This is a genomic window from Paulownia witches'-broom phytoplasma, assembly GCF_019396865.1.
In the GTDB taxonomy this organism is placed as follows: domain Bacteria; phylum Bacillota_I; class Bacilli_A; order Acholeplasmatales; family Acholeplasmataceae; genus Phytoplasma; species Phytoplasma asteris.
The window spans coordinates 494,768-512,021 of record NZ_CP066882.1 but is presented as its reverse complement, the minus strand read 5'-3'; the positions used below and the strand labels follow the sequence as shown (position 1 = coordinate 512,021).

25 protein-coding genes and 2 pseudogenes are annotated in these 17,254 nt (G+C 25.1%); 3 read left to right on the top strand and 24 right to left on the bottom strand.

Annotated elements, in window-relative coordinates; genetic code table 11:
- Positions 1–50: 50 nt before the first annotated feature.
- The 14 genes and pseudogenes from HGD80_RS02720 to HGD80_RS02650 form a co-directional block, all read right to left on the bottom strand.
- Entirely contained in the window at positions 51–671 is a 621-nt protein-coding gene (locus HGD80_RS02720; RefSeq protein ID WP_219474326.1) for a hypothetical protein, read from the bottom strand.
- Between the two features lie 2 nt (positions 672–673).
- The gene (locus HGD80_RS02715) at positions 674–961 is read right to left on the bottom strand and encodes a hypothetical protein (RefSeq protein ID WP_121463925.1); all 288 of its coding nucleotides are present in this window, start codon (positions 959–961) and stop codon (positions 674–676) included.
- A 29-nt stretch (positions 962–990) separates the two neighbouring features.
- Positions 991–1,281, bottom strand: coding sequence for an HU family DNA-binding protein (locus HGD80_RS02710; protein ID WP_121463924.1), 291 nt, complete (start codon positions 1,279–1,281; stop codon positions 991–993).
- 198 nt (positions 1,282–1,479) lie between these two features.
- A complete protein-coding gene (locus HGD80_RS02700; protein ID WP_201736622.1) occupies positions 1,480–1,728 on the bottom strand; it encodes a hypothetical protein in 249 nt (82 codons plus the stop codon).
- Positions 1,712–2,038, bottom strand: a complete 327-nt coding sequence (locus HGD80_RS02695; protein ID WP_219474323.1) for a DUF2963 domain-containing protein — start codon at positions 2,036–2,038, stop codon at positions 1,712–1,714. Before HGD80_RS02695 ends, HGD80_RS02700 begins: the two co-directional genes overlap by 17 nt.
- 289 nt (positions 2,039–2,327) lie before the next feature.
- On the bottom strand, positions 2,328–2,660 hold the full coding sequence (locus HGD80_RS02690) for a single-stranded DNA-binding protein (RefSeq protein ID WP_121463817.1): 333 nt from the start codon (positions 2,658–2,660) through the stop codon (positions 2,328–2,330).
- A 232-nt stretch (positions 2,661–2,892) separates the two neighbouring features.
- Positions 2,893–3,480: a sigma-70 family RNA polymerase sigma factor gene (locus tag HGD80_RS02685; protein WP_219474320.1), complete on the bottom strand. Its 588-nt coding sequence runs from the start codon at positions 3,478–3,480 to the stop codon at positions 2,893–2,895.
- Between the two features lie 140 nt (positions 3,481–3,620).
- A pseudogene (locus HGD80_RS02680) lies at positions 3,621–5,246 on the bottom strand (hypothetical protein); the annotation flags it as partial.
- Between the two features lie 59 nt (positions 5,247–5,305).
- Positions 5,306–6,178: a hypothetical protein gene (locus HGD80_RS02675; RefSeq protein ID WP_219474316.1), complete on the bottom strand. Its 873-nt coding sequence runs from the start codon at positions 6,176–6,178 to the stop codon at positions 5,306–5,308.
- Positions 6,179–6,200: 22 nt separating this feature from the next.
- Positions 6,201–8,301: pseudogene (locus HGD80_RS05715) on the bottom strand (AAA family ATPase).
- Positions 8,302–8,322: 21 nt separating this feature from the next.
- Positions 8,323–8,616, bottom strand: a complete 294-nt coding sequence (locus HGD80_RS02665; RefSeq protein ID WP_219474314.1) for a hypothetical protein — start codon at positions 8,614–8,616, stop codon at positions 8,323–8,325.
- Between the two features lie 235 nt (positions 8,617–8,851).
- Positions 8,852–9,088 (bottom strand): hypothetical protein, encoded by a 237-nt coding sequence (locus tag HGD80_RS02660; protein WP_219474312.1) that lies wholly within the window; start codon positions 9,086–9,088, stop codon positions 8,852–8,854.
- Positions 9,081–9,521: a hypothetical protein gene (locus tag HGD80_RS02655; protein WP_219474309.1), complete on the bottom strand. Its 441-nt coding sequence runs from the start codon at positions 9,519–9,521 to the stop codon at positions 9,081–9,083. The genes HGD80_RS02660 and HGD80_RS02655 overlap by 8 nt, the downstream gene beginning before the upstream one ends.
- 7 nt (positions 9,522–9,528) lie before the next feature.
- A complete protein-coding gene (locus HGD80_RS02650; RefSeq protein ID WP_219474307.1) occupies positions 9,529–9,729 on the bottom strand; it encodes a hypothetical protein in 201 nt (66 codons plus the stop codon).
- Between the two features lie 149 nt (positions 9,730–9,878).
- On the opposite strand from HGD80_RS02650, the gene HGD80_RS02645 reads away from it, so the two are divergent.
- Positions 9,879–10,697 carry a hypothetical protein gene (locus HGD80_RS02645; protein WP_219474305.1) on the top strand — a complete coding sequence of 273 codons (819 nt, stop codon included), beginning with the start codon at positions 9,879–9,881 and terminating at the stop codon, positions 10,695–10,697.
- Here the strand turns inward: HGD80_RS02645 and HGD80_RS02640 are convergent.
- The 10 genes from HGD80_RS02640 to HGD80_RS02605 form a co-directional block, all read right to left on the bottom strand.
- A complete protein-coding gene (locus tag HGD80_RS02640) occupies positions 10,687–11,259 on the bottom strand; it encodes a hypothetical protein (protein WP_219474302.1) in 573 nt (190 codons plus the stop codon). The genes HGD80_RS02645 and HGD80_RS02640 overlap by 11 nt on opposite strands.
- An 8-nt stretch (positions 11,260–11,267) precedes the next feature.
- The gene (locus HGD80_RS02635) at positions 11,268–11,558 is read right to left on the bottom strand and encodes an HU family DNA-binding protein (protein ID WP_219474300.1); all 291 of its coding nucleotides are present in this window, start codon (positions 11,556–11,558) and stop codon (positions 11,268–11,270) included.
- Positions 11,559–11,696: 138 nt separating this feature from the next.
- Positions 11,697–12,221, bottom strand: a complete 525-nt coding sequence (locus HGD80_RS05440) for a DNA adenine methylase (RefSeq protein ID WP_318839886.1) — start codon at positions 12,219–12,221, stop codon at positions 11,697–11,699.
- A complete protein-coding gene (locus HGD80_RS05435) occupies positions 12,218–12,508 on the bottom strand; it encodes a DNA adenine methylase (protein WP_264081071.1) in 291 nt (96 codons plus the stop codon). The genes HGD80_RS05440 and HGD80_RS05435 overlap by 4 nt, the downstream gene beginning before the upstream one ends.
- Positions 12,509–12,708: 200 nt before the next feature.
- Positions 12,709–13,350 carry a dTMP kinase gene (gene tmk / locus HGD80_RS02625; RefSeq protein WP_219474298.1) on the bottom strand — a complete coding sequence of 214 codons (642 nt, stop codon included), beginning with the start codon at positions 13,348–13,350 and terminating at the stop codon, positions 12,709–12,711.
- Entirely contained in the window at positions 13,343–13,927 is a 585-nt protein-coding gene (locus HGD80_RS02620) for a hypothetical protein (RefSeq protein ID WP_219474295.1), read from the bottom strand. Before HGD80_RS02620 ends, tmk begins: the two co-directional genes overlap by 8 nt.
- Positions 13,927–14,628 (bottom strand): DnaB-like helicase C-terminal domain-containing protein, encoded by a 702-nt coding sequence (locus HGD80_RS04970; protein ID WP_264081070.1) that lies wholly within the window; start codon positions 14,626–14,628, stop codon positions 13,927–13,929. Before HGD80_RS04970 ends, HGD80_RS02620 begins: the two co-directional genes overlap by 1 nt.
- 150 nt (positions 14,629–14,778) lie before the next feature.
- Entirely contained in the window at positions 14,779–15,222 is a 444-nt protein-coding gene (locus HGD80_RS04965) for a DnaB-like helicase N-terminal domain-containing protein (protein ID WP_225904287.1), read from the bottom strand.
- 71 nt (positions 15,223–15,293) lie between these two features.
- The gene (locus HGD80_RS02610; RefSeq protein ID WP_219474294.1) at positions 15,294–15,521 is read right to left on the bottom strand and encodes a DUF2963 domain-containing protein; all 228 of its coding nucleotides are present in this window, start codon (positions 15,519–15,521) and stop codon (positions 15,294–15,296) included.
- Between the two features lie 5 nt (positions 15,522–15,526).
- Positions 15,527–16,156: a sigma-70 family RNA polymerase sigma factor gene (locus HGD80_RS02605; RefSeq protein ID WP_219474291.1), complete on the bottom strand. Its 630-nt coding sequence runs from the start codon at positions 16,154–16,156 to the stop codon at positions 15,527–15,529.
- A 223-nt stretch (positions 16,157–16,379) separates the two neighbouring features.
- On the opposite strand from HGD80_RS02605, the gene HGD80_RS04960 reads away from it, so the two are divergent.
- Entirely contained in the window at positions 16,380–16,724 is a 345-nt protein-coding gene (locus HGD80_RS04960) for a DUF2963 domain-containing protein (protein ID WP_225904286.1), read from the top strand.
- Between the two features lie 79 nt (positions 16,725–16,803).
- Positions 16,804–17,061, top strand: a complete 258-nt coding sequence (locus HGD80_RS04955; protein WP_225904285.1) for a DUF2963 domain-containing protein — start codon at positions 16,804–16,806, stop codon at positions 17,059–17,061.
- Positions 17,062–17,254 lie beyond the last annotated feature (193 nt).

Sequence of the window (17,254 nt, the reverse complement as noted above, 5' to 3'; positions counted from 1 at the left end):
TCCTTTCTAACAAAAAAAGACCAATTAATAATTGGTCTTTTGATGTTTTATTATGCTAAATTAGTAATTTTATTTTTGATTGTTTGACTGCCACCACTGAAAGCTTTACCTTGAGAATCAACTAATTCGTAATCAAAAATTAAGTCTAATTCAGGTTTTTTTCCATCAATAGTTTTTTTAATAATTTCTTTTTGTTCGATACCGATTTGGATTGTTATAGTTCCATTTCCTTCTTTTAAAGCCATTAAAGGACGTTGAGATTCATCATATTCATTATTATTAACTTTCATTGATAAATTAAAAAAATTTGTCGGATTTTCAAAAGTTGTTTTAGTATCATATGAAGAAGTTATTTTTAAATATAAAGGATCCATTTCTACTCCATTTGTGTTAAGTACAGCTTTATGTTCCATTTCGATTAAATGTTGATATTTGCTTGGTTTGAAGTTTGGTATAGGAAGAGGTATAAGAATTTTATTCTCGTTATTTCCTTTAGTTCGTTCAACATTAAACAAAGGGAATTTATCTAACAATGAAATTTTTTCTTTTCTTTGTCGGGCGAAGTAATTTTGTAAAGCAGTAATTGAAACGATGGTAAAAAATAAACTAATAAAAACTACTAAAATGGTAAAAATTTTATTTTTTGTTTGTTTTTTTGTTTGTGATTTCATAATTATTTTCCTCCTGGGATTATTGATTTAATTAAGTTGATAAAATTATTGATTCCTGTAGTAAACCAAGGAATTTTATTTTCATAGTAAATAACCATAAAATAGAAAGTAATTGCCATAAAATATAAAATAAACATAGTTGTGTGAGTGATTTTTTTTAATAAATTGCATTTTTTTGTTGGGACAATAGTTATATTTTCTTGTTTAGGGTTAGTCATTGTTTTTATTTTTTGGTTGTGATTTGTTTCGTTAGTATTAGATTTTGGTTTTTTCTTAATGATTTTATTCATATTTTTTTCTCCTTTTGTTTGATATTTGTTTATTCTAATTTTAAATCTTTCACTTTATCTTTAATGGTTTTAGATAATTTGAAAGTTACTACCGTTTTTGCAGGTATTTCTAGTTTTTTTCCTGTTTTGGGGTTTTTACCTACATATGCTTTTCTTGCTTTTAATTTGAATTTACCAATTTGAGGGGATAAAATTACTTCTTCGTTGGATGTGATAGCTTCAATTAGAGCGTTCTCAAATGAGTTATAAAATTCTTCTGTTTTAGTTGCAGAAGTTTTGTTGGATAAAGCGATTTTTTTAATTAATTCTTTTTTAGTCATTTTTGGGTTTCTCCTTTTTTGATTTTTTTTGAAAATTATTGTTATTTAAATTAAAATAGAGTTTCGCTTAAAATTTAATGATGTGAAACGATGGTAAAAATTTTAATTCTACTCATAATTTTTAATAATGATTTCTTGATTGATGTTTTTATTGGTGAGATTATGGGTAGTTGTTGTTTTTATTTTTTTATAGTTTTTCTAAAATTTGAACCTTTTAATGTCTTGGTCTTGAATAACAGGTTTTTCAATTTCTTTAATAATCTCTTTTTCAATAATTTTATCTTTGAAAATAGTAATCGGTTCTTGGAAATTAGAATTTGAAGGTATATTTTCTATATTAGAATTAGCAGGTGTTTTTTCTATAAATTGAATATATACGAAAATGGCGATTATCATCCCCATCAATAAACAAATGATATTATCAAAATAATTAATTTTTGTTTTCATATCGATATATTATTTTTTTAATTATTCGACCTTTGTCATTAAATTCTTCAATACAATCAATAGTTTCGCCGTCGATACAATAAAATATTTCTTTAATCATTTGACCTTTGTCATTAAATTCGGAAATATAATGAATAGTTTTGCCATTGGGGTAATATGTTATTTCTTTAATTTTTTGACCTTTGTCATTGAATTCGGAAATATAATGAATAGTTTTACCGTCGGGTTTATAATCTATTTCTTTAATTCTTTGGCCTTTGTCATTATATTCGACAATAAAATCAATAGTTTTATCGTCGGCTTTATACATTATTTTTTTAGTCATTTTACCTTATTAACTCCTTTTTTTTTAAATAATAAAAAAATTTTTTTTCTTTTATCACCTATTACTTTTGAACTGGATGGTTTTTGTTAAATGTATAAATTATTAATATATCAAAAATCATAAATTTTTTAATTTTAATTTTAAATTGCATTAATTATTTTTTAGATTTTTTTGACTAAAAATAATTAAATGATTTAAAATAAAAGACCTGAGTTAACGCTCAGGTCTTTATTAAGTTTATTTGATTATTATTGAGTTTTATGAATTTATTGTTTTAAAAAGGTAAAGTTTCTTGAGGTTTATTGTCTAAAAAGATGACATTATGTACGATTACTTTTGTATTTGTTTTCTTTTGACCTTCGTTGTTGGTGTATTTTTGGACAGATAATGTCCCTTCTAGATAAATTTTAGATCCTTTATGTAAGTATTTTTTCATGTTGTCAGCTTGGGTTCTAAAAACCACACAAGGAATATATTGTACTTTGTCTTTGTTTTGGTTAACCGCTAATTGAAAATCTATTTTAGGGACTTGTTCATTGTTAACCTTAAGATATTGTTTGTCAAGATCATGAGTGATACGACCAATTAATTGAACTTTATTTAACATATTTTATTTTTCCTTCTTTTTGATATATTTTTTATTTATTTATAGATAAAATTTTTGAAAACAAATGTATTTAAGACTATCTGATTTGTTGATGTTGGAATCGTTTATTACTGTTGTTTCAAAAATTTTATGTTGGGCTTTGATACAAAAAAAGATTACTTTGAAAGTAATCTGGTTTTTATTTTTTTATTGTTTTGAATAACTAGTTTAAAGTCATTACGGACGAGAAAGGTTAACGTTTTTTTAATTTTTTGATAGCAATGTTTTTAATATTTTCTACTTGTCTTAAGGTTAAATTTAGTATTTGGGATATTTCGTGATTAGAATAACTAGGTTGATTTCCTAAAGGAATTCCAAAATTTAATCTAATGACGTTAAAATCCTTTTTACTTAATTTGGTTTTTAGCTTCTTTAAAAAAATTTCATGATGAATTTGTTTTAACCATAATTGATGAGGGTTAAGGATTTGATAATGCCATATATGTTTTTCTTCTTGAAAAGAAGGGTTATTGGTTTTATGAATCTTTTGAGGAACGGAAGGTGAATGACTTTTTCTTATTAATTCTCTGATTTCTGATTTGATAGTTGGTGTCGCATAAGCGATAAAGTCATAACCTAAATCTACATAATTATCTAAAGCCTTGATTAATCCTAAAACCCCTTCTTGGTATAAATCATCTTTTTGAAGTACGCATGGGTAATATTTAAATTTAGAAACTAGTTTTTTTACTAAGGGCAAATGTAAATCGATTAATTGATTACGCATTTCTAAATTCTTTTTACTTTTTAAAAAATCTTTAAATAATTTTTCTCTTAACATTTAATTCCTTTCTAAAAATATTTTTAGAAAAGATAGGAAATTATTTTTTAGTCTTTGAAAAGAAAAAAAGACTAACTTAATAGTTAGCCTTAAAGAATTTTTAAAAAATAAAAAGTGTCTAAAGTTTTGGAACAGTTCACTTTTTCTAGTTGTTTGTTTTCGGTTTTAGTTGCATCAAGTCCTTGTTTGATTTTGTTTAAATCATTATTATATTTTTCTTTTAGGTTTTTATTTTCTAATTTTAAAATATCAATTTCACTTCTAAAACCTTGTTCTTTGATTTCTAGTTGTTGCATTTCGCCTTTTAAAGTTTTAATATGAGTTTCTTTATTATTTAATTCCTGTTGTAAAATATCATCAGGCTGTTGGTTATTAATTAAATCATTTATTTCTTGTTGATATTTATTTAATTCTTGTTGCTTATTTGATAATTTTTGTGTAATTTCATTCAAATTTTTTCTTTTTTGGTGCAATACAGATTGATAATTATTGAGTTTATTTGGTGGAGGGGTGGTGCTTACATTTTGATTAAACTTAAATTGCCAACGGGTTCCAACTATCAATTGATTGATATAATTACTCCAATCGCTCCTGTTTTTATCGGTGAAGTATATTCTCTTTGAAGTAAAGCAAGGTCTTATATAATAAAAAGTGGCTCCATTAATTTCTATTGGTTGACTTTTTATTGTTCGTGGAGGGCCTATTTGTATTTGTTGATTATTTCTGTCTAGTTTTTCAGTTTGGGTTATTTCAACTGCAAAAGGGACAGGAGAATAGTATATTGTTTCATCTTTAATCCTATCTTCATTAATATCCTGATTAGCTTTGAGGTCGCAAGTTGTTTGCCATTCATCATAAGTTTGAGTTAGATTACTTAATTCTTGTTGTAAAGAGGTTTGTTGATTTGAAAGGTTAACTAATTCTTGGTTAATAGTGTTTATTTGTGTTTGTTTATTTAATAATTTTTGTTGTAATTGTTTTGCGTTTTCTTTATTTTTTTCAATTTGTTCTTTTAGTTTCAAGGTTTCGTTTTCAAGTTCAGAAACGGTTTTTTTGTAATTTGTAATTTGTCTTTGGATTTCTTCCAAAGTTTTTACATGTTGTTCTCTTAGGTTTTTGGTTTCTTCTTGTTTTTTAGTTAATTGTTCTTTTAAGTTTTTTTCGTTTTCTTGTAATTGTTTGATTTCTTCTTCTTTAATTAATAAATGAGCTTGATAATTTACTTGTTTTTGTTCGATGTTATTTTTTAAATTATTAATTTCTTCATTTAATTGCTTAACTTCGTTTGCTGATAAGTCTTTTTGTTCGCTTAATTTTTGTTCTTTTTCTTCTAATTGTTGTTGTTTTTTGGTAATTTCTGCTTTTAATTGTTCTACATCTTGAATATTAGAAGCCAATTGTTTTTCTAAAATTGATATTTTTTCTTTTGATGAAACTAATTCATTATCTTTTGTTATTATTAGATCTTTTTGATTTTTAAGATTATTTTTAATTAATGCAATTTCTTCTTGTAATTTGGTTTTATCTTCTTCTTTTAAGTCTTTGTTTTTAAGATTAGTTTCTTTAGATTTAATGTTGGCTTCTAAATTTATTATTTTATCTTCAAGGGATGCTTTTTCTAATTGTTGCGCTTGAAAATTGAGGTTTAAATATTCTTTTTCTTGTTGTAAAATCTTTTGTTTTTCTTTTTCTTGTTGTAATATTTCATCTACTTGTTGTTGAATGTTGGGATTTAATAAACTTTTGGTATTTGTTTTATTGGTAATTAGGTTTTGTTTATGAATTGGTTGTTTTAAAGTTGGCTGAGGAGTTAGGGTTTCATCATTTAATTCAGTTGATTTGTTGTTTTTTTTTTTTTTTGAAGAACTTGTAATAGTTCTTCTTTTTTATTTTTGGTTTGTTTTTCGATTTCTTCTGATGATTTACCTTGTTTTTGCAATTCGGTTGCATATTCTTTTAATTCTTGTTTTAGTTTTTCTTCTTGTTCTTTTTTAATAGCATCTAGATCATAAACTTCTACTAAGGGTTTTGGTGGGGAGTCTTCTTTAGGGGTTGTTTGATTATCCCCACCAATTATTCCTGTATAAATAGCTGTTGCAATTAATATTGAGATCCCTATAAAGGGTCCTATCACTGGAATACCAAAACAAGCTAGCCCTAAAATAAGGCCAATTGTGATAATAATACCACTAAATGTTGCAGAAGCAAATTTTGATGGCAATCCTAATAACCATTTTATAAAATCTGTACCATGTTTATTTATCCAATTAACAAAACCTTTAGTTTTTGCCCAAGCTGCTTGAGCAACTGGACCAATTTTAGCAGCCGCTTCAGGGAAAAAATTAGTAATAATAAACCATAAAGCAACTATTATTAAAATAAAAGGTAATATAACAATAATAGTATTTCTAATTGATTTGAGGATTCTTTTAAACCAATGTTCTTGTTTTTCTTGAATTTTGCTATTTTTTAATTTTGGGTTGGTTAGTTTTTTATTTATCTTTTTAATAAGATTCTTTTTTATTTTTGGTTTTGAAATAATAACCTTTTGGGAGGAAGTAATTTTTGGAGTTGGTTGGTTTATAGTTTTTTTGATGATAGTTTTTGAAGGTTTAGTTATTTTATTTTTTTTAACAACATTTTTTTGAAGTTTGGATTGTTTTTTTGGTTTTTTTGATTTAATTATTTTTTTAGCCATGTATTCTCTCTCTTTCTAATTTTTATTTATTTTCATCATTTTTAGTATTAAATTTCTTGGTATAAAGGGTAATGTATTGTTTGACTGGGTTGAAGTGAAGGTAGTAGGTTTTGTACTTAAAATCATCCTTAAAGTTTTCAATACTTTCAAACTCAGTACATTGAAATCCATCTATGAAAAAGTCTTTATCTTCTTCAATTAACCATTTTGGTCCTTCGTAGTTAAGTTCTATAGTGTGGTTGGTTGGGTCAGGGAGTAATAATACTTTGAATTGTGAATCTTCGCTTTTTCGTTTGTCGTGAAAGGTGCCAAAATAATCAGTTTGTCTGTTTTTATATTTCCATTTATTGAAAGGGTTTTTGTAAAAAGGTGGGATGTCAGTTGGTTCATATTCTTGGTGTTGTCCCTTGCCTAAACCATCTAAGCCATAGAAGGTGTATTTGATTTTTACTTGGGTGTTATCTTTGGGTGGTTTTAAGTATTTTAACAAACCTTTTTTCCATTCTACATATTGATTTTCACATTCTTTTCTTCTAGCTTCTTTAGTTGTTTCAGAAACTTTAATATTTTGGAAAGTGTTTATAGCTTCATCTAAATCAGAAGCTAACATAACTTCATGATTAGGGTTTTTACGTTTGTATTTTTTGGCTTTAATATAAGCACTATCAATTATTTTTTCTTTTAAGTTTCTAGTAGAATAGCTTTTGCCTTTGCATCTATTAGCAATTTCTTTCAAATGAAGATAAGTATGATAACTAATTTGATAATCAGCTACTAAAAATTGTAAAAAGCCTTCAATTTCATCATCTTTTAATAAATCAATTTTAATTTCTTTGCTAAATCTACTTCTTAAAGCACTATCAATTTTGTCTAAATGGTTAGTTGCTCCCATTAAGACAATTTTTTTATTACTTCTTTTAAAGCCATCTAATTTAGTTAATAAATTGTTAATAATATTAATACTTGTTTTGTTAGATTGGTTATCTTCGCGATTGGCAAGTCCGCTAATTTCATCAATAAAAATAATAGTTTTATCATGATTTTCTGCTTCTTGCCATATTTTTTCTAATTCTTCGTTGCCTTCACCAACGTAAGTCTTATCAAATCTTGATGGTTCTAATTCAATATAGTGTATTCCTAATTCATTGCATAAAGCTTTAATTAAAAAAACTTTTTCCAGTGCCAGGAGGACCATATAATAAATATCCTCTAGGAATTAATTTATCAAAATTAACCATAGAAGTGTTGTCGTCTTTAAAATATTCTATTAAATCTTCTAACTCTTCTTTTTCTTGTTTCATTCCATAGACATCAGAAAACATAACTTTCTTTTTTTCACCTTGATAAGAAGTGTTATTTTGTAAAGCTTTGATTTCTTCTTGCAGTTGTTTAATTTGTTTATCAAATTGGATTAATTGACCGTCTAAAAACAAATCATAACTTTTTAAATTTTGTATTTCTTCATCATTATCTTTGTTTTGAATCATTAAATCTTTAATGATGTTTTTATTAGCGTTATTTAAAACCATTGCTTCTTTCAAACTTTGAAGTTTTTCATTAATAAATAAATTTTTACTAGTTTTGGTGATTTGAGAAGTAATAGTTTGAATTCTTTCTTGGTTATTAGTTTTTGTAGTTAATAATTGTTTTTTTTGTTCGATTAAGTCTAAAGTTTTTTTATGAATAAATTCTTTTTTATCTTTATTTTCTTGGAGTTTTTGGGTTAAAGAGTTAATTTCTTCTTGTAATTTGGTTTTATCTTCTTCTTTTAAGTCTTTGTTTTTAAGATTAGTTTCTTTTGTTTCTTTTGTTGTTGTTAAGGTTTGGACTTCTATATTGCAATCACTTATTATATCTAAATTTAATTTAATTTGTTGGTCTAAATGTTGTATTTGTTGAAGGTTTTTTCTTTGTTCTTCGATTTGAACTTCATTAGTTTTTTTTAATTCTTCGAGATATTTTGATATTTCATCTAATTCTTGTTTTTTTTGAGGTGTTAACGAATTATTTTGCGGCAAATCGTTTTGTTTGGAAGTTTGGGAAAGAAAACCGTAAATCCATAAACCCAAAACTACCAAAATACAAACACCCAAAAAAGTTAAATAAATTTTTTTTAATTTCATATTTTTTCCTTTCTTTTTTTATTATTCATGTTTTGGTTTAACTTCTTTAGTTGGTTTTTGTTCTTTATCTTCTTTATTTGGTGGTGGAGTTTTTGAATCGTTAACTTTGTTATCATTGTTTTCGGTTCCTGTTGATGGTGGAGTTTGGTTGTTGACAATATTTTCACAAATAGGATTATTATTTTTTCTAATAAAGTAATAACTAACCCCTCCTATAATTAAAATTATCATTATTAAAAGTAAAAAGAGATTGAAAAAATATCTTTTAGTTCGAATATTTTTTTTGTTAATAACTTTTTTTTGGATTTTTCTCATTTTAAATTAAATTTCCTTTCTTTTGTTTTTTTCTTCTGTTTTTTCTAAATTATCTATAATTTAGTTAATTTTTTTATCTATTTTATTAAATTTTTCTTTTAATTTCTTGTTTTAATTCATCTACTTTCTTTTAAAGAATGAATTATTATTATTTAAAATTACGATTTAACAAAGATACCCAATTATGGATGCTGTTAAAATAAGCATTATTAAATTGATATAAAATAAATTTTTGTTATTCATTTCCATCCTCCTTTTCATTAATTGGATTGTTTTTTTCTTTTGATTCGTTATTTGGATTTGTAATAATTGAAAATAAACTTTTAGTTTTATTTTCTTTTTTTGACTCATTTTTTTTATTGATTTCTGGCGATGAAATTGAATTAAAAAATATTTTTTTAATGATAAACATTAAAGAAGTTGTAAATAGAGCGCCAACGATAAATCCAATAGAGAAATTTAGATCATTCATTTTCTTCCTCCTTTTCATTAATTGGATTGGGGTTTTTTGATTTAAGTTGTTTTTTTCTTCTTTTTTTCTCTTTCCAATTAGCAACTTTGACTTTTTGTACTTCTATTTGGGATTGGAGTTTTTCTTGGGTTTCGTTGATTTTATCTATTTTTTGTAATAATTTTTGCTCTAAATATTCTTGTCTGGCATTTTGGATTTCTAAGTTTTGTAGTTTTTTGTTGGGGAAAAAGATACCTAAAATCATATTTTTGATGAAAATTAAAGTGTTTGTAATTAATTTAAAAATAGGTTTGAACCCAGAAACAATAAGAATAGTGAAAAGCGTTGTTTGGATTCCATCCATTCTTCGTTCAAGTATTTCGGTAGTGGTAAATCCTTTGGTATAATTTAGAATAAAATTGATAATTGTTGCAAATATTGGAAATAACCACATATATTTTTTACCTTTCTGAATAATTTTTAATAACTTTTATTCGTTTGTTTTTAAATGCTTTCTTTTTGTTTGGTACAGTTTTGTTGGGGTAATATAAATTAACCCATTTTCCTTTGGGTTGATTATATTTGTTGGTTTTTTTCTTGGTTTGGGAATTGCGGGATTTGAAATAAGTTCCGCGGAATGCTTCTGTCATGCCGTCGCTCATGTTTTTATCCTCCTTTCTGTAGAAAATAATAATTTTTTATTGATATATGAGATATAATAATATTAAATTGTTTCTTTAGTGGGGTTTTATGGATATGAAATTGCGAATCTTTTTTTGTTCTTCTGTTTTAGATTGATGGGGTGGTTGTGATGATAAATATTTATGAATTATGGCAAGATTTAAAAAGTTCTTTTTTGTTGTTATTTATTTTTATTTCTTTTTTGGGGATTTATTATTTGTATTTTAAAATTTATACAAAACTAATTAATATAATTTTTAATAAAAAATTTATATTAGAAAAAGGTAAAAATTGTATAGAAAAATTAAAAAACATTCAAAAAATAATTAAAGAACTTAATAAACTAGAAAATAGAAATAACTTGGTTTCATTAATCAAAAACATTAATAATTCTTTTAAATTTTCAAAAGAAAAATATTTTGTTTCTTTTGCTGAAATCAGTAAAAAAATTCAAGAACTTTTATTTGGAAACAATTTACCTTATGTTGGATTGGAAAATAAATCTAAAAAAATAATAGCATTTCGTCCAAAAAATAACTTTTCAAAAACATTAAACGGGCATTTAACTTTTATTAAAAACCAAATTAATTATTTTTATTATTTTTATTTAAATAGAAAAGAATTTAAAAGAAAAATTTTACCACACATCAAATTTATTGAATATTCATTTTTTTATATTGAAATTTTAGAAAATGGTTATATTTCCAAAATAAATTTTCATCATCAAGAAATAAAAAAAATAGAATTAAGATTATTAAAAAAACAAAATAAAGTAAAATTTATTTTTTCTTTAATTGAAATTAAATTTAAAATCTTAAAAAAGCAATTATTTTTATTTTTGAAAAAATCTATTTTTAAAAAAATTGTTTCTTTTATTATAACTTGCGCTAGTTATATATATTTTTCTAAATACATTATTTTTCAACATATAGTTTTTTTTATAATTTAATTATTAATTGATTAGATTTACAAAGAATATTTTGTGAGTTTATTTTTTCATTTAAAAAAAACGTATGAAAAACAAAATTCCAATTATTAAATAGCAAATCAGGGAAAAATTCTGCAAAATCATTTACATTTAAAATTTTAAGAGGATACCAAAAATACATCAAATAAGTGTTTAATAAATGTTTTTTAATGATTTTGTTTTGAAAATCTAATATATTTTCATCTAAAAAATCTAAAATATCTGAATATTTTTCTTGTTGTAAAAAGTTTGTTTTTGTGTTTGAGAAAAATGGATTATTTTCTTTATTAATTGTTTTTAATTTAATTTCTATTAACAAATCTTCAAATAAAAGACCTTTATATTTGGTATTTATTTTTATTGGAGAAAAACTTTTTCGACAAAAAAATTTAGAACAAACTTTAGTTCGAGAATTATAAAATTTCATCAAAATAAAAGCCAATGAAGCGTGTATTTCCAAATGTGTAAGTGGTTTTTTTGTATTTTTTGTTAAATAATGAGCCATTTCTAAAATATTAAAATTATTTTTTGACATTTTATTCATTTACTTTCTTATTCTAATTTAACTTTTTTAACTTCATCTTTAATTGATTTTGACATTTTAAAACTAACAACTGTTTTAGCAGGGATTTTTAGTTTTTTTCTTGTTTTAGGGTTTCTTCCCATGTAAGCTTTTCGGGTTTTTAAAACAAATTTACCGATTTTAGGCGATAAAACTACTTCCTCGTTTGATGTGATAGCTTTCATGAGGGTATTTTCAAATGAATTGTAAAATTCTTCAGTTTTCACAACTGAAGTTTTTAGTTGCTTTGCAACTTCTTTGATTAATTCTTTTTTATTCATTTTTCTTTTTCTCCTTGTTATTTAATTTTTTATTATTTTTTATTTTGAGTTTTAATTGGCTGCGGTTTTTGAAATAAGTACCGCGGTAAATTTCAGTCATAGCATCGTTCATATTTTAATATTCTCCTTACGTTTTTTTTAATAATTTTTGATAATAACTTCTTGCAACCCTCTTTGTGGGGTTAAAGCATGATTGGTGGTGGTTTTGATTGTTTGAATGTTAAAATCCTCAAACAATTTAATTATTTTTGCTGAATTGTAATTAGTATACAACCATTTTACATTGCGATGATTTGCCTCTTTTAAATATTTATAAAGCCTTATATGATCTTCAAATGTAAAAGGGTGTTGGTAAAAAACTTTATCTTTAATACCTTCGCGGTAATAAGGGGGATCAATGAAAATAAAATCATTGCTTTGGGCTTGGGCGATGACACTTCCAAAATCACCATTTAACAATTTTAAATTTTTAACATTAGTTTTTATTCTTTGTAATTCTAACAAATCAATAATAGGTTTTTTAATTCGCGACTTAAATCCGTATGATAAATGAATGGTTCCATCAGGACGATAACGGAAAATGCCCCGAAAAGCATATTTTAATAAAGTATAAAAAAGAGCACTTTTGAAAACTCCAAAATTACTTTTGTTAAATCTATCTATGAAAAATTTAAATGTTTTTTTTGCGTCTTTTGATCTTTATTTATATATATTGTGTCTTCAAATTTACGCACACAATTACAAAACAATTCTGATTTGGCTAACATATTTTGCCAAAGTTCCATTAAATTATTTTCGTTATCATTCAAAATTGCGGTTGGGGGTGTAATAGTTTGGAATAAAGCCCCACCACCTAAAAAAGGCTCAAAATAATTGTTATAATTTGTTGGAATTTGACATAACAATTGCGGCGTCATTTTCTTTTTGGTTCCAATCCAATTAATTTGCATTTTGAAACTCCTTTAACCAAATGTATATTAAAAAAACAATATCAGAAACAAGACTAATTGTAATGTTTGCTTTAATTCCTAAATTAAAATCAAAAAACAGAGTCATTAAATTTGTTATTATAAATCCTAAATATGTTAAAGTCAATATTATTGAAATATTTTTCGATTTTAAAATCATTTTAATTATTCTCCTTTTTTGTTTATAATATTTTTTTAGTAATTAATGTTTGAATTATTTGTTCTAAATTTCCTTGTTGTGAGTTTGTTGCATTAATTAAAAAACTGTTGCAATTTTGATGTTTGCAATTGGGATTATTGCAATATTTATGTTGATTTAAATAATTTTGGCGAACATTTTCAAAATATTTTAAGGGTTTTTGTTCGATGAGGTCTAATTTATGATTAGGTTGTGTTTGTTTTCGTTGTAAGCTTTTTGGGGGGTCAATATCTAGATAGAAAGTTAATGCTGGTTTAATTAAGAAATGACTTATGGTTTTGGAAGTTATTTCATCATCATAATCAATATAATTGCTTTGATATGCTAAAGTAGAATCATACCAACGGTCAACTAAAACAATAAAACCGCTTAGTAAAGCGGGCATTATCAACTCATCTTGGGTCTGAATCATATTGGCGAAACTAAGAAAATATTTACTTTTAGGGCTTGTTTTTATTTGATATAAAAATAAATTTCTTATTTCCTTTCCAATAGAACTACTACCTAAACCTTGGTAAACTTTTACTTTATGACCTTCTTTTACTAAAGAATTTTTTAATTTATTTATTAAAGTGGTTTTCCCACAACCATCGATTCCTTCAAAAACAATTAATTTATTAACCATTTTGAATGTTTCCTTTCAAATTTTTAATTAAATTAATTTCTGAAAATGGAACGAATTGCCTTTGGGAGAAAGTTTCAAAGAAGGCATTGGCTTTTTGAGAAAAACAATCAACAACTTTGTTAATTCCTTGGACTTTACCATTTTGAATTTTATTGTTTAGTCTTTGGGTTTCAACAGCATCGTTTGTTAATAAATAATATTCAAAACGTGTGTCTAATTTTTTTAATTGTTGGGCTTCGATGATGGCTTGTTTGTAACGTTCTCGCAAAGATGTTTTAATCCCAAAAGCGATAATGCGTTTTGTTTTGGTAAATAATACTAAATCAAATTTGATATCGGGGATGAAGAATAAATAAGCTTGAGGATATTGTTGAGTGATTCCAAGATGTCGCAAATAAATTAAAATTAGGTATTCATTTATTTTCCCACGAAGTACTTTTTGCTTTTGGGAAGTTGATTTAGTAATTTGAAAATAATGATTCAAACTTTGATGATTTAATTTCATATATTGATTAAAAGGATATTTAAAATAATTATCAGGTTTGATTTGGGATAAAATTTTTTCTGAAATTAACATTATTTTTCCTCGATTCTTTGGATTTCTTTATCAAAATTAAAATTGCATTGGCCTAATTTACCTGAACGATTTTTAGCAACAATAAATTGGGTAAAATCTTCTACAACGTTTGTAAATGGATCTTTTTCATAATAACTTTCGCGATGTAAAAACATTACCATATCAGCATCTTGTTCGATTGAACCTGAATCTCTTAAATCTGAAAGATTAGGGGTTTTAGATTCTCGCATTAAAGTTGCGCGGTTCATTTGGCTTAACGCAATAATAGGAATTTGTAGTTCCATTGCTAATTTTTTCAATTCACGAGTAATAATCCCAATTGCTTGATTTAAATTAAGAAATTGATCTTCTCTTAAAAGGTGTAGATAATCAATGAAAACTATATCAAGTCCTTGGTGAAATTTTAATTGACGGCATTTTCTTTTAACTTCTTCTATTTTGGTATTTCTGTCATCATCAATTAAAATATTCAATTCAGTTAATTTTTCTTCTGTTTGCAATAATTGTAACTTTTCTTCACGAGTTAATTGTTGTTCCATTTTTTTGATACTAATCTGGGATTCACAACTGATTAAACGTTTAATTAGTTCTTCGGATGTCATTTCTAAACTAAATATCAAAATATTATGTTTTTTAGGGATATTTTGAAAAACTTTAGCAATATTGACAGCCAAATTTAACATAAAGGCAGTTTTACCCATTCCTGTTCTTGCAGCTAAAATATTTAATTGTCCTGGTTTAAAACCTCCAATTTAAATCATCTATATTATTAAATCCTGTTTCAACTCCAACTAAGTTATTTTTATTGTGGTTTTCCAAAATGTCTTTGATTACTTTAGAAACACAACTTTTTAAATCTTTAAACTTGGGAGTGAGTTTTTTCTTAATTTTGCAGTATTTGTTTCTATTAATTCTAAAATCTCTTGGGGAGCTATTTTGCTTCTTGCAATTTGGGATAATTTAGCAATAATACCGCCAATTTCTCTTTTTAAAGATGTTTCTTTAATTAAATCAATATAGGTTTCTATATGTTGAGTAGAAGGCATCAAATCAGATAATTCATTTAAATAATCAATTCCTCCTATTTGTTTTAATAATTTTTCGTTTTCTAAAATAGCACTTATAGAAGCATAATCAATTTCTTTATTATTTTGATGTAAGTTTTTCATGGCTTTAAAAATATTTTTATGATGAGGACTGTAAAAGTCAGTTTCTGTAATTTCATTAAAAACTAAAGAAATTATTTCGGGGTTTAAAAGGACAACCCCCAACAAAGCGCGTTCTGCTTCAATCATCTTTATAACTCCTTTTTTTAATTTGGGTATAAAAAATACCCCTTCAAAAAGGGGTTTAGTTTCTATATTGATTAAAAAGTTTTAATTTTTTCAATTGTTCCATCTGAGTTGTAATAGGTTTCTTTGATTGTTTCTTCTGTTATGGGATCATATTCAGTAATGCAGTCAATTGTTTTGCCATCTTTATTAAACCAGGTTGTTTTAATAAAATTCCATGTATCAGGGTCATGTTCGTGAATACCACAAATTTTTTTACCATCAGCATTATAATAAGTGGTTGTATTTTTTTGATAATTCATATTATTTATTTCCTTTTTATTATTTTTTTTAATTTATTAATTGCTTTAGTTTTGATAAATTTCACTTGTGTTGCAGATAAATTCAACATTTTACCTATGTCTTTGTTGGAATACTCAATTTGAGGGTATTGATTTTGGATTTTTAAAGGAATCCCAAAACTTAATCTAATAATCTCGAATTCTTGTTTATTTAAATTGGATTTGATTTTTTCAATAAACAATTCGTGATTAACTTGGTTTAACCAAATTTGATGAGGGTTTAGATTGTTGATATTAATAGATTGAGGTTGTGTTTCTTCAAAAGGAATATTACTTACTTGTTTTTCTTTTCGAAAAACCTCTCTGGAAGTTGAAGTAGTTTGTAGGCCTCTAATAAGTTCTGTGATTTCATTTTTAATCATTGTTTTGGCATAAGAGAGAAAATCATAACCTAAATCTTGGTAATTATTTAAAGCTTTGATTAAACCTAAAATTCCTTCTTGGTATAAATCCTCTTTTTGAAGTGCTTTAGGGAAATATTTAAATTGTTTAACTAATTTATTTACTAATGGTAAATGCATTTCGATTAATTGATCGCGAATTGCTAAATTTTTTTTATTTTTTAAAAAATCTTTAAATAATTTTTGTCTTAACATTTTATTCCTTCCTAAAAACATTTTTTTAGAAAAGATATGAAATAATTTTAGTCTTGAAAAGAAAAAAAAGATTAACTTAATAGTTAGTCTTAAAGAATTTTTAAAAAGCAAAAAGTGTCTAAACTTTTGGAACACCTCAGCTTCTCATACTTATAGATATCATTTAGCAACCGAAGAAAGACGTAAATTACAAGAAGTAGATATTGCAGTAAAAGCAAAAGAGTTGAATGATGTTATACATAATGAAAATAAAAAACTTAAAGAAGAAAACGAAAATTTAAAAAGTGTTCCTTATGAATTCATAAGAGATAATGGAGAAAAAGAATATTATAATTTATTTACTCACAAATTAGTTAAAAAAATTGATAAAGATAATACAATTTGGGAATATGATAAAAATAATGGTCTTTTGTTGAAAAAAACTGATAAAGATAATAATGTTGAAGAGTACGGTTCACACGGTAAATTAATCAAACGTAAAACTATTGATGGTTCTATTGAAGAATTTGATGATAATGAAGAAAAATTTAAAGAAATAGATAAAAACGGTAAAGTTAAAATTTTTTAAAACTAAACTTTATCAAAATATTTCGGATTTTAAGAAATTAAATTTTACTATTAGACAATTAAAAGATATAGGATTTAGTTTGCAAGAATTAAAAGATGCAGGATATACTTTGCACCAATTTATATCTGTTGGATATACTGAGAAAGAATTAAAAGATGCAGGATATACTGCGAAAGAAATTAATAAAATAACCAAACCAAACCAAGAAATTTATTATCGAAAAGATGGTAAAACTATAAAAGTGATTGAAAAACTCAACCCCGAAGGCAAAATAATCCAAAGAATATATTACAACCCAGATGGAACTGTTAAAGAAGTTATAAATCCTAAATCATGAATAAAAAAAGAAAATTAATATTAAAAGTATTCCAATACGAGCGTAGCGAACTAGGCGTCCAGCCGAGGAATATTACAATTAATCTATTACACCCTCCTATAAAGTCCCCTTTGGGGATTTAGGGGGTTTTTTTGTATCGAGAACGAACCAACCGCCTTTGTCGTGTTAGACGATAAAGGAGTAGGTTGGAGAG

Excerpts from the sequence above, each read along its gene's own strand:
- HGD80_RS02720 (WP_219474326.1), bottom strand. The coding sequence starts at position 671 with ATGAAATCACAAACAAAAAAACAAACAAAAAATAAAATTTTTACCATT.
- HGD80_RS02715 (WP_121463925.1), bottom strand. The coding sequence starts at position 961 with ATGAATAAAATCATTAAGAAAAAACCAAAATCTAATACTAACGAAACA.
- HGD80_RS02710 (WP_121463924.1), bottom strand. The coding sequence starts at position 1,281 with ATGACTAAAAAAGAATTAATTAAAAAAATCGCTTTATCCAACAAAACT.
- HGD80_RS02700 (WP_201736622.1), bottom strand. The coding sequence starts at position 1,728 with ATGAAAACAAAAATTAATTATTTTGATAATATCATTTGTTTATTGATG.
- HGD80_RS02695 (WP_219474323.1), bottom strand. The coding sequence starts at position 2,038 with ATGTATAAAGCCGACGATAAAACTATTGATTTTATTGTCGAATATAAT.
- HGD80_RS02690 (WP_121463817.1), bottom strand. The coding sequence starts at position 2,660 with ATGTTAAATAAAGTTCAATTAATTGGTCGTATCACTCATGATCTTGAC.
- HGD80_RS02685 (WP_219474320.1), bottom strand. The coding sequence starts at position 3,480 with ATGTTAAGAGAAAAATTATTTAAAGATTTTTTAAAAAGTAAAAAGAAT.
- HGD80_RS02675 (WP_219474316.1), bottom strand. The coding sequence starts at position 6,178 with ATGGCTAAAAAAATAATTAAATCAAAAAAACCAAAAAAACAATCCAAA.
- HGD80_RS02665 (WP_219474314.1), bottom strand. The coding sequence starts at position 8,616 with ATGAGAAAAATCCAAAAAAAAGTTATTAACAAAAAAAATATTCGAACT.
- HGD80_RS02660 (WP_219474312.1), bottom strand. The coding sequence starts at position 9,088 with ATGAATGATCTAAATTTCTCTATTGGATTTATCGTTGGCGCTCTATTT.
- HGD80_RS02655 (WP_219474309.1), bottom strand. The coding sequence starts at position 9,521 with ATGTGGTTATTTCCAATATTTGCAACAATTATCAATTTTATTCTAAAT.
- HGD80_RS02650 (WP_219474307.1), bottom strand. The coding sequence starts at position 9,729 with ATGAGCGACGGCATGACAGAAGCATTCCGCGGAACTTATTTCAAATCC.
- HGD80_RS02645 (WP_219474305.1), top strand. The coding sequence starts at position 9,879 with ATGATAAATATTTATGAATTATGGCAAGATTTAAAAAGTTCTTTTTTG.
- HGD80_RS02640 (WP_219474302.1), bottom strand. The coding sequence starts at position 11,259 with ATGAATAAAATGTCAAAAAATAATTTTAATATTTTAGAAATGGCTCAT.
- HGD80_RS02635 (WP_219474300.1), bottom strand. The coding sequence starts at position 11,558 with ATGAATAAAAAAGAATTAATCAAAGAAGTTGCAAAGCAACTAAAAACT.
- HGD80_RS05435 (WP_264081071.1), bottom strand. The coding sequence starts at position 12,508 with ATGCAAATTAATTGGATTGGAACCAAAAAGAAAATGACGCCGCAATTG.
- tmk (WP_219474298.1), bottom strand. The coding sequence starts at position 13,350 with ATGGTTAATAAATTAATTGTTTTTGAAGGAATCGATGGTTGTGGGAAA.
- HGD80_RS02620 (WP_219474295.1), bottom strand. The coding sequence starts at position 13,927 with ATGTTAATTTCAGAAAAAATTTTATCCCAAATCAAACCTGATAATTAT.
- HGD80_RS04970 (WP_264081070.1), bottom strand. The coding sequence starts at position 14,628 with ATGGGTAAAACTGCCTTTATGTTAAATTTGGCTGTCAATATTGCTAAA.
- HGD80_RS04965 (WP_225904287.1), bottom strand. The coding sequence starts at position 15,222 with ATGATTGAAGCAGAACGCGCTTTGTTGGGGGTTGTCCTTTTAAACCCC.
- HGD80_RS02610 (WP_219474294.1), bottom strand. The coding sequence starts at position 15,521 with ATGAATTATCAAAAAAATACAACCACTTATTATAATGCTGATGGTAAA.
- HGD80_RS02605 (WP_219474291.1), bottom strand. The coding sequence starts at position 16,156 with ATGTTAAGACAAAAATTATTTAAAGATTTTTTAAAAAATAAAAAAAAT.